Below are 13,464 nucleotides of genomic sequence, written 5' to 3'. Positions count from 1 at the left end.
TCCATCAAAATTGAAAAGAACTTTTACCTGTGGGTAATAATCGAAAGGCGTGAAATACGATAAACACAACAAAGGACGGACGTTTTGTTAGAAAAATGGACGATGTAAGCTGCGTTAGTCCCATAGCCAGAGAATAACGCAGCACAAAGAAGGATGGTGGCTACGTTTGGCTCGCAAAGTACGCCATGATCTCGGCTTCAGTCATCGCTTTAGTTTCGTTAGAGAAACAATAGTAATCCGGTTTGAGATCGCTGAAGTACTGCATGTCCATTTCAAGCGCTGGCAACGTTGGGAACAGCCCAAGCGATAAGTTGTAGCTCTGCGTACTCTTAACGCGATAAAACAAATTAGTGCCGCATTTCGCGCAAAACCCACGCTCTGCCCAAGGCGAAGAGTCGAAAATCGTGATGTTTTCGTCTCCCTCCAGCACCACACCGGTGCCACACTGCACCGCAAACAATGGCCCACCTGTCCACGTTCTACATGTACCACAGTGACACACCGTAAATTTAGGATTTATTTCAGCGACATGGAGTTTTACGCTGCCGCACAGGCACTGCCCTGTATAGTTTTCAGACTCACTCATACTGCATCCTCATCCAATAAAAAAAACTGAAATACTGTATATAAAAACAGTTATTTTATCTACACAATACCTCGCCAAATCGGCAAGATCTCACTGAGTGAACAAAACATGTTAACGTTCACCAATACTCAGTTTTTGGCGCATAAACAAAAAAAACACGCCATTTCTGACGTAGTTTCTTATTGATAGGGCTAAGCTTTCCCCTTTAAAACGCGAACAAACCGCCGTGACGCGAGAGAGAAACATACGTACTTCTGAAGCCATGAGACCAATCATGCACCATATAACCGCCGGGATCTTGCGTGAAGCCGACGGGGGCATCATCGCGATAGTCCGTCAGAAATGAGCTCGCAACACCAGGGGCAGAAAGTACGGTCGCATTGCCAATGTTACACACAATACTGTTATGCAAATGCCCGCAAATCACCCGCTTCTCTCGCGGCGACTGCGCCAAAATACGCGCCATGTCATCTCGGCCTTTTAACCCGATGTTATCCATAAACTGGATACCCGAATCAAACGGTGGATGATGCATCGTAATCAACGCCGGCTTCTCTAAATCTGTCGCTAAAGCAGATTCAAGAAACGCGAGTGTATTGTCGCTCAACGCACCTGCACCACTCCCAGGTATGACCGTGTCCAACGCAATAATGTCAAATGCACTAAGGGGGTAAACACTGTTTAACTCCCCTGTCTCCCCACACACTGACAGACCATCAATGGCTGATACCATGGCTTCACGCTTATCATGATTGCCGGGTATCACCACATAAGGCAGATTAAGCCGAGAAATGATCGCATGAAAATCGCGATAACTTTCCTCATCGCCGTGGTCCGAGACATCCCCAGTCACCACGATAGCATCCACCTGACCAAGCCTTGGCAGATCATCTGCAATCTTTTCGATAGCCTGCTCAAACAAGGTATATGTATCGAGCACCTTAGAAACCCGCTGTTGGCGCGGCACAAGATGAATGTCAGTTAACTGAATAACACGAGAACCCATATTTCTACCCTGTTACTTAATACCCGCACGCAAGAATGCCTGAACAAACTGACGTTGGAAAATTAAGAATGCTATCAACAGTGGTGCTATCGACATCATGGTTGCCGCCGAAATCACCGAAATATCTACACCATTTTCTGGTGCGCCGAAAATAGATAGCCCGACGGTCAATGGACGCGTGTCATCAGAGTTAGTGACGATGAGCGGCCAAAGGAAGTTATTCCAGTGTGTAGACACTGACACCAAGGCATACGCTAGGTAGGTTGGCTTCGCGAGAGGCACATAGACTTTCATCAAAATGCCAAACATGGAACAACCTTCTACACTCGCCGCTTCATGCAGTTCATAAGGCACAGACTTGAAGGATTGTCGCATCAAGAATATCCCGAAGGCACTCGCCATATAGGGCATACCGACACCGAGAATGGTATCAAACAGCCCCAATTTTGAGGTTATCGCATAGTTTTCGACGATCAACACTTCCGGCAAGATAAACAGTTGAAGCAATACCAGAATGAACACAAAGTCCTTACCTGGAAACTTCACTTGTGCAAACGCAAACCCCGCCAAGGTGGTGATGATGAACTGTCCAATGAGGACTATCGTCACGAGGCAAAAGGTATTCCAGAAGTAGCGAAGCCACGGTGCGCCGTTCCACACTTCACGGAAGTTATCCAGCGTCCAACCTGACAGAAGGTTGAAATTAACTGCGTCAGACGTGGTATGGAAAGCCGCCCAAAACGCAAACACCAGCGGGGAAATCCAGATAACGGCAAGAAGGTGTGCACCAAAGGAATCAATAAACTTATTAAACGATTTCATTGGTAATGCGTCCTTCTATCAAGGTACAAAAACTGAATGGCAGCTGCGATACCCAACACCAGCAATACCATTACGGTCATCGCGGCGGCATGTGGGGCATCAAAGAAGGCAAACGCCATCTCCCAGATGTAGTAAAGAATAAGTTTGGAGGCGTCTGACGGCCCGCCTTTGGTCAAGATGAACAGATGGTCAATGAGTTTGACCGAGTTGATCATCGCGTTCACCACAATGAACATGGTGGTTGGCATCAACAGAGGTAACACGATGCGGCGCGTATAAGTCCAACGGCTTGTGCCTTCAATGTCAGCCGCTTCTTTGTAGTCCACGGGGATAGTCTGCAAAGCGGCCAGATAGAAGATCATGAAAAAGCCAGCTTCTTTCCAAATCGTCACAATGATAATGGCCCAAAGCGCCGTATCAGGTCGCCCTAGCCAGTTCATGGATGGCAAACCAAACAGTGCGCCAATCTGATCAAGCACGCCTAAATCTGGGGTATAGAAGAACAACCACAGGTTGGCCGCCGCGATCATCGGCAACACGGTCGGCGTAAAATAAGCCGTACGCACAAACCCCGTGGCGGGAATCTTTGAGTTCGCCCAGAGCGCCATAGCAAGTGCAATCGCGATAGATGCAGGAATGGTAATCCCTGCATAAAACAGGTTGTTTTTCACCACAATCCAAAACGTTGGATCGTTGAATAAGTCGGTATAGTTTTCTAAACCGGAGAATTCCGAAGGCCGTCTGCGCGTGCCGCGCGAAAACAGACTCTCCCAGAACGTCGCTATCGATGGATAGAAAGCAAAGAGGGTTAACAGAATTGCCGCTGGCGTAAGGAGAAACCACCCATAAAGGTGCTGCCGACGACGCTCCATTTCTGCGTATCGATTCATAGTATTACTCGTTATTTGTACCGCTGCGCTAAATTAGTACCGCTACGCTAAGCGAGAAATGGCTCCGCTTGTGGTCAAGCGGAGCAAGATGCAGTTATTGATAATCTCGCAGTAAGCGTTTTGCAGATTTTTGCGCTTCGCCCAACGCCTCTTCTGGCGTTTTACTGTCTGTCAGTGCCGATTGAATCGCGTTGTTCAACCCTTCACGGACACGTGCCGTTTCATAGGTAGAAAACTCAGCCACGGCGTGTTCGAGCTGGTTGCGAGCAACTAATGAAGGTGGGAACTCAACGGTGTAGTTCTTGAGTGCTTCCGTTTCATAAGCACTTTTCGATACGCCCATGTAGCCTGTAGCAATCGACCAGTTAGCCGCTTGTTCTGGCGATGTCATGAACTTAACCAGTTTGAGTGACGCTTCTTTTTCTTTCTGAGACGTGTCTTTGAACAGGTAGAAGTTACCGCCACCTGTTGGTGAACCTAAACGTGCTTTACCTGGCAACATGGCAACACCGAAATCAAATTTCGCGCCTTTTTTCACCGATGACAGGTTACCCGTGGAGTGCCACATCATCGCGGTTTTGCCTTCTAAGAACGCTTGGCGCAGGGTGCCCCACTCAACCGTACCTGTTGGCATAATGCCGTGTTCCGCAGACAGTGATTTCCAGTATTTGAGGGTTTCTAACACCTTTGGATCATCAAAGTAGGTTTCTAGACCGTCATCAGACATGAGCTTTTGGCCGTTTTGAATCGCCAGCGCTTGGAACATCCAGTAAGGGTAACCCGTCGATGGAATCATCAAGCCATAGGTATCATCATTGGTGAGCTTTTTGCCCATTGTTACCAATTCGTCCCACGTTTTAGGTGGCTTCTCAGGGTCTAATCCAGCAGCCTTAAACATCTCTTTGTTGTAGTAAGCAACAATGGTGGAACGTTGGAATGGAATGCCCCATGTTTTGCCTTCCGCTTGGCCGTTTTCCATCAATGCTGGATAGAAATCGTTCAACCACGCATGGTCTTCTTCACCATTCATGACGTCATCAAAAGGGGTAATCAAGTCTTGTTCGATAAGGTCATAAACATCGATAGAAAACATCACAGCCAGTTGTGCAGGTTCGCCGGAACTCAACGCTGACAACGCACGAACACGCGTGTCATCATAGTTGCCTGAGTAGATAGCATTTACTTTGATATCTGGGTTTTGTTTTTCAAACTCAGTCACCATGCCATCAACCACTTTCGTGAGTGATCCACCCACCGCAATCGGGTAATACATGTTGAGTTCGGTTTGTGCAGAAGCCGTGTGTGCAGACATCGCAAATGCACCTGCAAAGGCACAACTGAATAACGTAGAGAACTTCATAGTTTCACCATTGTTTTAGTTGAACATTAATCTCAAGTTAGTTGGCTGTGGAGATATATGCGAATGCACACATATCCTCAGCATCGTCAGCATGCTTCACGAAGCCATGCGGTTACCGTTTTCATCAAAGTAATGCAGCGCCGAATCATCAAAATCGATGTCCACCGAACTGCCTTCAACCAGCGAGGCATAGCCATGAAGCTTCACCACTAGGCCTTTCCCTTCTGGGTGTTCTAACTGAACGTGCGTTTCCACACCCAAATATTCGCTTTCTGACACAGTGCACGTCAGGCGGCCTTTGCCTGCCTCCACCACAGTGACATCTTCTGTTCTTACACCGACTTTGCTCGCATGCTCTGCCCCTTTAATGGCAGAGCCTGAAATCAACGCCATGGGTGGTGCACCCACAAATTCTGCGGCAAAAGTATTTTGCGGCTCGCTATAAAGCTCTTGTGGAGAACCGATTTGCATGATGCGGCCATCTTTCATCAAGATGATCATGTCGGCCATGCTCATGGCTTCAGTTTGATCATGCGTAACGTAAACCACGGTCATACCAAGACTACGTTGCAGCTTCTTGATGTCTCTGCGGACGGAGTTACGCAGCTTGGCATCAAGGTTTGATAACGGTTCGTCCATCAAACACAGAGGCTGCCTTGCAACAATGGCGCGCGCCAAAGCGACACGTTGGCGTTGACCGCCCGACAATTCGCCAGGTTTACGCTCTTCATAACCAAGCAGGCCAGTAATTTCTAACGCGTTATGCAGCTTTTCCATGCACTCTTCTTTTGGCACTTTTCTTACCTTCATCCCGAACATGACGTTTTCTGCCACTGAGAGATGAGGGAATAGTGCATAAGACTGAAACACCATGGAGAGATTGCGCGCGGAGGGTGCCATTTCTGTCACGTCTACGCTGTCGATAATAATTTCGCCTTCATCAGGCGTTTCAAGCCCTGCTAGCAGGCGTAATGTGGTGGATTTTCCGCACCCTGACGGGCCTAGTAATGCGACAAATGCGCCTTCAGGGATCTGAATTGTGATGTCTTCCACACCCAACTGACCGTTCCATCGTTTGCCAATTTTGTTAAACGTCACAAAAGGTTCTACGTTCATGAAGCCTTGCCTCCAACTAACTTCAAACGATCTCCCACCCGCTCGCTGAGCGCCGAGAAATCATCCCCTGGATGTCGATCCATGATGATTTGGTCCACATCAAAAATACTGCCGCCCACCGCCGGTGCAGTGCGCGTTAATTTGGTACTGTCCATCACGAGAATGGAGGTTTTACAATGCGTACGAATCGCTTCACGTACCCGCACTTCAGAAGCATGAAAATCCAGCATGCCGCCATCTTCATCGACGCCCGCCACCCCGAAAATGCCAAACTCAGCACGATAACTATTGAAGAAATTCAATACCTCATCGCCCAATACATCGCGGTCAGGCATGCGCACCTCGCCTCCCGGAATAATGATCCGATTGGTTGGCTCGTTGCTCAGTACCATCGCCGCGTTCAAATTGTTCGTCATGACCGTCAGTCCGGTTTTCTCAATCAAGGCTTCAGCCACGATCGCGGGCGTTGAGCCAATTGAAATAAACACGGTTGATCCGTCCGGCACCATTTCCGCGACAGCTTTTGCAATCGCATGTTTCTCTTCAGAGTTCGTCACAGCACGCAGTTCATAAGGCGTGTTCAACTGACGTTCAAACCGTTCAACGCCGCCATGACGACGACGAAGCAAGTTATCGCTACACAGTTGATTAATGTCTCGACGAATAGTTTGCGCCGACACACCCAGCGTTTCCGTTAGCACTTCGACAGACACGTTGCCGCGATCTTGTGTCAATTCGATGATCTGGTCTCTGCGTGCTTTCGTTTTAGATTTCATTTTCGAATCGAGACTCATAACTGTTCACATCGGCCATTTTTTATTCACTCTAGGCTCAAAATTAACAACTTGCCAACATTTATTGAGCGAATGGTTAATTATTATGTTCGTTTGTTGATCAAATGCTCACTTTCGAGTACTTTTATGTTCATGTGCTCAATTAAATTGTTCATTTGTCGCCTCATATGACTCAAATCAGCGACAAAATGAGCACATGCCCATCCTTCACTTAGATGAGAGAGTGATAACAAAAAAATATTAAAAAGAGATGTCACATGAGCGGAACGTCAGTTCTCATTCAATTACTCGGAGGGGTTGCGCTGCTTCTTTTCGGGTTACACCTTGTTAAGCAAGGTGTCATCAAAGCGTATGGCGGCAAGATGCGTCGCCTTCTCGGACGAAGTTTGTCTAACCGTTTCAATGCCTTTTTCGTGGGAATGGGCGTGACGTGCTTGCTTCAAAGCAGCACAGCCACGGCGCTTCTCGCCAGTTCTTTCGCGACCCATGGCGTTGCAACGGCATCGGGATTGGCATTGTTATTAGGTGCAGATGTTGGCACAACGATCGTCGCGCAAGTGCTCACACTCGATCTTTCCTGGCTTCAACCCATTGTTATGCTTGCTGGCGTCGGTGTGTTTACACGCGCTAAAAAAGAAAAAACCAAACACGCAGCGAGCATAGCAATAGGTTTAGGCTTGATGTTGTTAGCCCTAAGCCTGATCTTGCAAGCCTCTGAACCCATGCGTGAGTCCCCTTTGATTCAATCCTTGTTGGGTTCACTTAGCGGCGAGCCTGTTCTCGCAGTATTGGTCGGCGTATCCATTGCCTTTCTCGCGCATTCTAGCCTTGCGACTGTGCTGTTGATTGCCGCGCTTTCCAGCTCAGGTGTGATTGCATTGGATGTGGGGTTTGGCCTGATCTTAGGCGCAAACTTGGGGGCCGCACTCCCCGCTGTCGTAAACACATCACGTGCAGAACCTTCGGTAAGGCGTGCCCCAATGGGTAATTTGTTGTTCCGATTAATGGGTGTCTTGATATGTCTTCCCATGATCAATCAACTCGCAGACCATGCGTTTTTTGCCTCCACCGACATCGCCCGTCAATTGGTCAACTTTCACCTTTTGTTCAATATCGGCTTAGCATTGCTGTTTCTTCCATGGGTGAAAACCTCAGGAAAAATGATGGAACGTTGGCTTCCCAATAAGGAAAGTCCCGACGTGGATAACAAACCACGCTATCTCGATCGTAATGCATTCAAAACACCGTCTGTCGCCCTATCAAACAGTGTGCGTGAAGTGCTCAGGATGGGAGATTTACTGCGAACCATGCTGGATACGACTTTCGACGCGTTAAGTACGCGCAATGGTGCAAAATTGCAGAGCGTGAAGCGTTCAGACGATTTGGTGGATGAATTTCATGACAAAATCAGTTTGTATCTCACGGAACTAAGCAGACAAGATATCCCCAAAAAATATCGACGTCGTTGCTACCGTATTTATGCGTACACCACTAACTTAGAGCATGCAGGGGATATTCTTGAATGCAGCCTCACTGATGTGGTGTCAAAAATCATTACCAACAATGTGGTGCTGCCCGATTATGAGCTAAAAGCCATTGATGCATTGCGAAAATACATCAACAGCAATATGGAGCTTGCCTGCAGTGTGCTACTCACCGGTGACATTAAAAACGCCCGCGCATTGCTGGAACAAAAGAGTGTCGTGAAGGACATTGAAAGACGTGCCGCTTTGGCACATCAAGAAGGGTTACGCGATCAAACAGGGTTACCGGCTGAAGGTAGCAGCCTGTATTTAGATCTCTTGCGAGACCTAAATCGTATTAATTCGCACTTTTCTTCCATCGCCTATCCCTTGCTTGAGCAAGCAGGCGAATTGCGGTCAAATCGTTTAAAAGCGATGCCTGCAGACACCAAGGAACCTACACTTTCCGTCAACGCTGATCGTTCTTCGCTATAAGCTTTGAGCTATAAGCCACGAACTTTATGTGCAATATCTAATTCGAACGAGGACATCGAATGACCGTGTTTAAAAACAGCTATTTTCTGATGCGTCATGGGCAAAGCAAGGCCAACGTCGCAGATATAGTGGTAAGCGATCCAAGCATTGGTTGCCATCAGTATGGTTTGTCTCCATTGGGCGAGGAGCAAGCTGTTGCTTCTGCTCTGGCAGTTAAAGACGCGGGTATTTCCGTGATTGTGTGTTCCGATTTCACGCGTACGCGAGAAACCGCAGCACTGGTGGCAGAAACACTGTCTATCGGTGAACCCATCCAAGACATTCGATTAAGAGAACGGTTTTTTGGTACATGGGAGGGCAAGTCTTCCGAAGCGTATGAGCAGGTCTGGGCGAAAGATGCAGTATCATCATCCCAAACAGAGAATCACGTCGAGAGCACTGAGCAGGTGAGAAGACGCACCATGGGTGCGATTCTCGCGCTTGAAAGCCAATTTTACGATCAGGTGATCTTGTTGGTCTCTCATGGGGATGCATTGCAAATTCTCACCACCGCATTTAATGCGCTTTCACCCGGTCAGCACCGCACATTACCGCACCATGAGACAGGTGACATCAAGCCACTTGCGGCGAAAGGAGAAGCGTTGCCTCACGCATTTTCTGCTTTAGAGGTGGTGTAATCACTTTCTAAGTTGCGCGTTTCCAGTATTTACGATAACGACGCCGGCAAACAGCTGGCGCTTTCCTATACCCCATATGGTAATAAAGGAAAACTCAAGTGTTTCAAACGTATAGTATAATGTGGTTATTCTCGTTCCGTTTTCCTTCAATGTTACCGCTGCGCACCTTTGTAATATTCGACGATGCTGAGATCTTTTATGGCTTCACGGGTTTTTCGGCCCAGAAAATATACCCCACTCGCCGCATCGACATTGTAGGCTTCAGGAATTAAGCGATCGAAATATTGTAACCAACATAAACACAACTTGATGAATTTTCCAATTATTTTGGAACGAAAGAGGCCACAAAAAAAACCATCAAGCGCCCACAACAATTGCGTACCCGCCCCTGCTGATGCCCCCGATTTAATCAAAGAAAAACACCTGAACAGATAACGGTGACCGCTCTCTGTGTATCTTTTGAAATCGTACGCACCTTCATGAACGTGCTGTAAAAAGGGTGTTTCTGCGTAAACCAACCCATCAATTTTTAATACGCGATATGCTTCTGCCACTACTTCTTCCGGCCTTAACACATGCTCTAACACGGCTTGAATGATCACGGCATCAAAGCTTTCGCTAACCAGCGGAATATTGTGTGCATCTGCCAAAAATTGCACGGAGGGAGACGCATAAATATCAAAAGAAACAAGCTCGATACGAGGGTCTGTGTAGAAAGGCTCCATGCCACAGCCCACGGTGCCACCACCGACGATCAATACACGCGCTGAGTTCTGCTGGGAAAGAAGGGTGTCTAAAAGGAGTTCAACATTGCCTTTGGTAACATGGCTTGGAGGGCACGCGAGACGCTTAGCAACACTGAACACACCACCATAAGACTGGCGGTGTACTGTTGATGAAAGACGTTGAATATCCGATTTATCGAGAATGCTGTTCTCAAATCGGATTAACACAGGGTAACTATCAACCACATCATATTCGTGAGTACCATCCGTCGAATATGCAACTAATACATTAGTATCTAATGGCTCAAGACTTACCCCAGACACTGGGCAACACAACAATTCTAAAACGGCTTCCTGCCCTAGTAGCATCTTAACTCCTGCTCTTTGGCCACATTCCTAATAGCCAGAAAAACACACATATTAAATCAATTTACAGCTGTAAAAATAGTAAACGCTAACATTTCCATTTCTAATACACATTAATTTATGGCTTAGATTATTTTTCTGTACATTATCTTGAGAGTGTCTGAGTTTTCTATATTTTCACGAATAACAAAGATATATAAGCATCTTCTAAATCAGGTGATTCAAATTTTTCAAAATAGAAAGTTTCCAGATAACGCCCAAAATATGCACAATATGCACAATATGCAAATAAACCACATTCTTTATGTCTATTATTCAAGTCACTTTACAGCGCTGCACATATTGACACTTTTTATTCTCACTTACTAATCAGTCATTACTAATCGTCATTCTGTTAAGTCACCCCGTAGACTTTTATTGAGCTTTTTCTAGTTATTTTTGTATATAAATCTATATATAAATGCCTTATATATACAACACTTATCTAATGATATTTCACGAACAAATAGTGATTTTATCTAAGTCGAAGTATGAACTAAGTAGCATATAAACAGCGGGGAAATTTACAAATTCAGAGAAATGCGTTTGAACAGCACGTTAACATTATGTTTACAGGGGGAATTTAAGCGCAGTCGCGTATTAATTTTAAAAATGCAGCCTAGGTAGAAGTACGAGCGCGACAGCAAGCTGCCGCGCTGTATGATTATTTTTCTGCAGAATAGGGATCTTCAGCCAATAAAAATGCACGCAGATCGGCTTTTTGTGGGTGTGAAAGTATCCATTCTCTCAGCGCTTTCACTTTTTGGTAGTCCTCTTCGCCGAACTTAGACACATATAAATCAGTGAAGCTTTGCTTGGCGCTCTGTTCACGCACTTTGTGCTGCCACTGCTCTGTCACTACGCCACCGACAGAAGTTGCTAAACCTTCAGCTTTCAGCAACTCCCATTCACCATGATCGAGCCAGATGCCGCCAACCGCCGCACTGTAATCAACCCTATGATCATGCGCAGCTGAAATTCTGAATTTAGACATAATGACGCCCGATTGCGGACACAGCATGGCTTTTTTTGTTTCTGACGCATCCAGGGTTAACGTCGCGTTTTCTGCGAATTCATAGCCCGGGTTTCGTTCGCGCCAAGCGATAAAATCTTCAATCAGAATCCAATCGCCTTTGCAGTGCGAACAGGTGTGCGCGCGAAACTGGCCTTCTATATAACTTGGCTTCAGAACGCCGCGTTTACAGCTTGTACAATCCATGTTAGCTCTCTTTAATTATCCGTGTTTATTCACCCTACATTCTCACGAATCATTGCTCAAGTTCCATATCAAACATTGGAATTTCCGCGGACTAAATCTGAAAGATCTACTAAAAACCAAGTGATTACATGTGAATTTGATCCGACGTTGAAAGTACAAATAGAATCCGCTTTTGATCTCGTTAACTCACCCATTCAAGGGCATTGCACGCGAGAGGTAGGGCTTGGAAATAGAAGGCTCTTGTCGTGATCTCCTGTATCTCTTCATGCCTTGCAAGGCTAACCAACAGCAACCACATTGGCGGGAATAACTTTCGTGACCAAGCTTAGAAACGACAAAGGCAAGCCATTTCAGGCTTGCCTTATCAATCGATGAGTGGATAGCGCTCAAACCCAACGTTACACCTGAGTTAGCTTGTGAAAGCACAGGTTCAGTGCACTGAAAATGACACCACCTTATTCGACAGAATCAAAGCAGCGCAGCAACAGAGCAGTTAATGAAGACGCTCGATAATAAAGTCGGTTTCATCGCTGTTATGAATGAATAGTTCACCTTCACCTAATTGTTCATTCAAGAAATCCACTTTCCCTCTACCAGACATTTCCTTGCCTTCGCAGATCCCTTGCCATGAAAACTCGAGGCTAGGCTCCTTCGATGAAATGCGAACATCAAGGTGTCCTTTGACAGCACCGAATACAAAATTTCCTAGCGCATCTCGCGAAAATTCCATGTAACCCGGCTCAAGAAGATCAACATATTCTTGCGACCAGTTAGACATCCACTTGATACGCCATTTACCAATGAAATCATGCATTTTAGTACTCCATAGACACAGTTTCGGGGCAGGATGTCCTTAGTCCACCACCATATAAAACAAACAATCGGACAAAGCGATATCATGTCGCGTTGTGATCATAAACAGCTTACTTGCGGCTTTGAGTTTGAGTTCACCGTCTTTTTCGTAAAAAAGCGAGGCAATCGGATGGCCGCCTTTACCATCATCCGTTTTTAACGCATCCAACCCTCGACCGCCTAACCAACCGATATGCGTATCCGCAGCCATCCGACCAAAGTTATGTCGGTCGATATCTGGCGCGAGTGTCAGGTCAGCGTCGTCGATCTTTTGATCGTGATAACACAACGCCGAATCATGTTGCATTTGAATGCGCACAGGACGATACAGCATCTCTATCGGCCAAAAACCAGTGTGACCTTGGAAAAGGTTTTCTGCCGTCATGAAGTCATTCAAACCCTTCTTTGCCACATCATGGGCTGCGCGATCACCTGCGCCACCACATTCAATAGTGACAATGGGCGATGTTTCACTCGTCATCTCCATTAACGCGCCAAGACGCACGTCCGAACAAAGCATATTCTTAGTGAACAGCGACGCAATTTGTTTGTGGGTATCATCATCGCGTATCGACACAGCAAAAGCAGGGCTCGTGCCCGATGTGTTGTGTAAATCCACGACCGCTTCCGGTGCGAGGGAGGTGATCCGCGCCAAGATCTCATCGGCGATCTCATAGCTGTCGTCCTCACCTTGTCGTCCAAAGCAACGGTTCATGTCCGGTTTGCCGTCTAAATGCCGCGTCGTAAACGGCGTATTCGTCTTGGCAGCATTGACGTTCGCCAAGCAAAAATGCGTCGTGACCGCGCACTCAGGTGTGTTTTCAACAAAGTGCCAGAACGCATTCGTGCCTGAAGGCTCGTTACCATGAAGCAAGGTAACAATCACACGATGTCTGTTCGGATCGCGCCCCGGCAATGTTAGCCAGCTTGCGCCCGGGAGCGTTTCTAGCCATGGAAGCAGACCACCTTTCAACGCTGCTTCGCTTGGCCAACTGACATCGTGTAACTTCATCCATTTCCTCTCTTCAATCCGTTTTGTTGCAATGTGTATTCG

13 protein-coding genes are annotated in these 13,464 nt (G+C 46.8%); 2 read left to right on the top strand and 11 right to left on the bottom strand.

Annotation, left to right across the window (positions count from 1 at the left end):
- Positions 1 to 160: 160 nt before the first annotated feature.
- From BM082_RS03665 to BM082_RS03635, 7 genes are all read right to left on the bottom strand, one after another.
- A complete protein-coding gene (locus BM082_RS03665) occupies positions 161 to 586 on the bottom strand; it encodes a GFA family protein (protein WP_026025000.1) in 426 nt (141 codons plus the stop codon).
- Positions 587 to 791: 205 nt separating this feature from the next.
- Entirely contained in the window at positions 792 to 1,592 is an 801-nt protein-coding gene (locus BM082_RS03660) for a phosphodiesterase (RefSeq protein ID WP_017015244.1), read from the bottom strand.
- A 12-nt stretch (positions 1,593 to 1,604) separates the two neighbouring features.
- Positions 1,605 to 2,414: a carbohydrate ABC transporter permease gene (locus BM082_RS03655; protein ID WP_017010368.1), complete on the bottom strand. Its 810-nt coding sequence runs from the start codon at positions 2,412 to 2,414 to the stop codon at positions 1,605 to 1,607.
- Positions 2,411 to 3,304 carry a carbohydrate ABC transporter permease gene (locus tag BM082_RS03650; protein WP_017015243.1) on the bottom strand — a complete coding sequence of 298 codons (894 nt, stop codon included), beginning with the start codon at positions 3,302 to 3,304 and terminating at the stop codon, positions 2,411 to 2,413. Before BM082_RS03650 ends, BM082_RS03655 begins: the two co-directional genes overlap by 4 nt.
- Positions 3,305 to 3,398: 94 nt before the next feature.
- Positions 3,399 to 4,664 (bottom strand): ABC transporter substrate-binding protein, encoded by a 1,266-nt coding sequence (locus BM082_RS03645; protein WP_074925344.1) that lies wholly within the window; start codon positions 4,662 to 4,664, stop codon positions 3,399 to 3,401.
- A 96-nt stretch (positions 4,665 to 4,760) separates the two neighbouring features.
- Positions 4,761 to 5,780 carry an ABC transporter ATP-binding protein gene (locus BM082_RS03640; RefSeq protein WP_017010365.1) on the bottom strand — a complete coding sequence of 340 codons (1,020 nt, stop codon included), beginning with the start codon at positions 5,778 to 5,780 and terminating at the stop codon, positions 4,761 to 4,763.
- A complete protein-coding gene (locus BM082_RS03635; protein ID WP_229491708.1) occupies positions 5,777 to 6,556 on the bottom strand; it encodes a DeoR/GlpR family DNA-binding transcription regulator in 780 nt (259 codons plus the stop codon). Before BM082_RS03635 ends, BM082_RS03640 begins: the two co-directional genes overlap by 4 nt.
- Before the next feature lie 275 nt (positions 6,557 to 6,831).
- Between BM082_RS03635 and BM082_RS03630 the strand changes: the two genes are divergently transcribed.
- Together BM082_RS03630 and BM082_RS03625 are read left to right on the top strand one after the other, a co-directional pair.
- On the top strand, positions 6,832 to 8,532 hold the full coding sequence (locus BM082_RS03630; RefSeq protein WP_017010363.1) for a Na/Pi cotransporter family protein: 1,701 nt from the start codon (positions 6,832 to 6,834) through the stop codon (positions 8,530 to 8,532).
- Positions 8,533 to 8,591: 59 nt separating this feature from the next.
- Positions 8,592 to 9,209: a histidine phosphatase family protein gene (locus BM082_RS03625; RefSeq protein ID WP_017015240.1), complete on the top strand. Its 618-nt coding sequence runs from the start codon at positions 8,592 to 8,594 to the stop codon at positions 9,207 to 9,209.
- A gap of 152 nt (positions 9,210 to 9,361) precedes the next feature.
- Here the strand turns inward: BM082_RS03625 and BM082_RS03620 are convergent, their stop codons facing one another.
- The 4 genes from BM082_RS03620 to BM082_RS03605 all read right to left on the bottom strand — a co-directional run bounded on the left by BM082_RS03620 (position 9,362) and on the right by BM082_RS03605 (position 13,422).
- The gene (locus tag BM082_RS03620; protein ID WP_017017005.1) at positions 9,362 to 10,303 is read right to left on the bottom strand and encodes a class I SAM-dependent methyltransferase; all 942 of its coding nucleotides are present in this window, start codon (positions 10,301 to 10,303) and stop codon (positions 9,362 to 9,364) included.
- Between the two features lie 700 nt (positions 10,304 to 11,003).
- Complete coding sequence (locus tag BM082_RS03615) at positions 11,004 to 11,558, bottom strand: TFIIB-type zinc ribbon-containing protein (RefSeq protein ID WP_017015238.1); 555 nt, start codon at positions 11,556 to 11,558, stop codon at positions 11,004 to 11,006.
- A 493-nt stretch (positions 11,559 to 12,051) separates the two neighbouring features.
- Positions 12,052 to 12,372 (bottom strand): hypothetical protein, encoded by a 321-nt coding sequence (locus tag BM082_RS03610; protein WP_017010359.1) that lies wholly within the window; start codon positions 12,370 to 12,372, stop codon positions 12,052 to 12,054.
- A 39-nt stretch (positions 12,373 to 12,411) separates the two neighbouring features.
- Complete coding sequence (locus BM082_RS03605) at positions 12,412 to 13,422, bottom strand: M14 family metallopeptidase (RefSeq protein WP_017015237.1); 1,011 nt, start codon at positions 13,420 to 13,422, stop codon at positions 12,412 to 12,414.
- Between the last annotated feature and the right edge of the window lie 42 nt (positions 13,423 to 13,464).

The sequence above is a fragment of the Enterovibrio norvegicus DSM 15893 genome (genome assembly GCF_900115495.1).
GTDB lineage: Bacteria > Pseudomonadota > Gammaproteobacteria > Enterobacterales > Vibrionaceae > Enterovibrio > Enterovibrio norvegicus.
The sequence above is the reverse complement of the archived record's forward strand: the minus strand, read 5'-3'. Positions and strand labels throughout refer to the sequence as shown.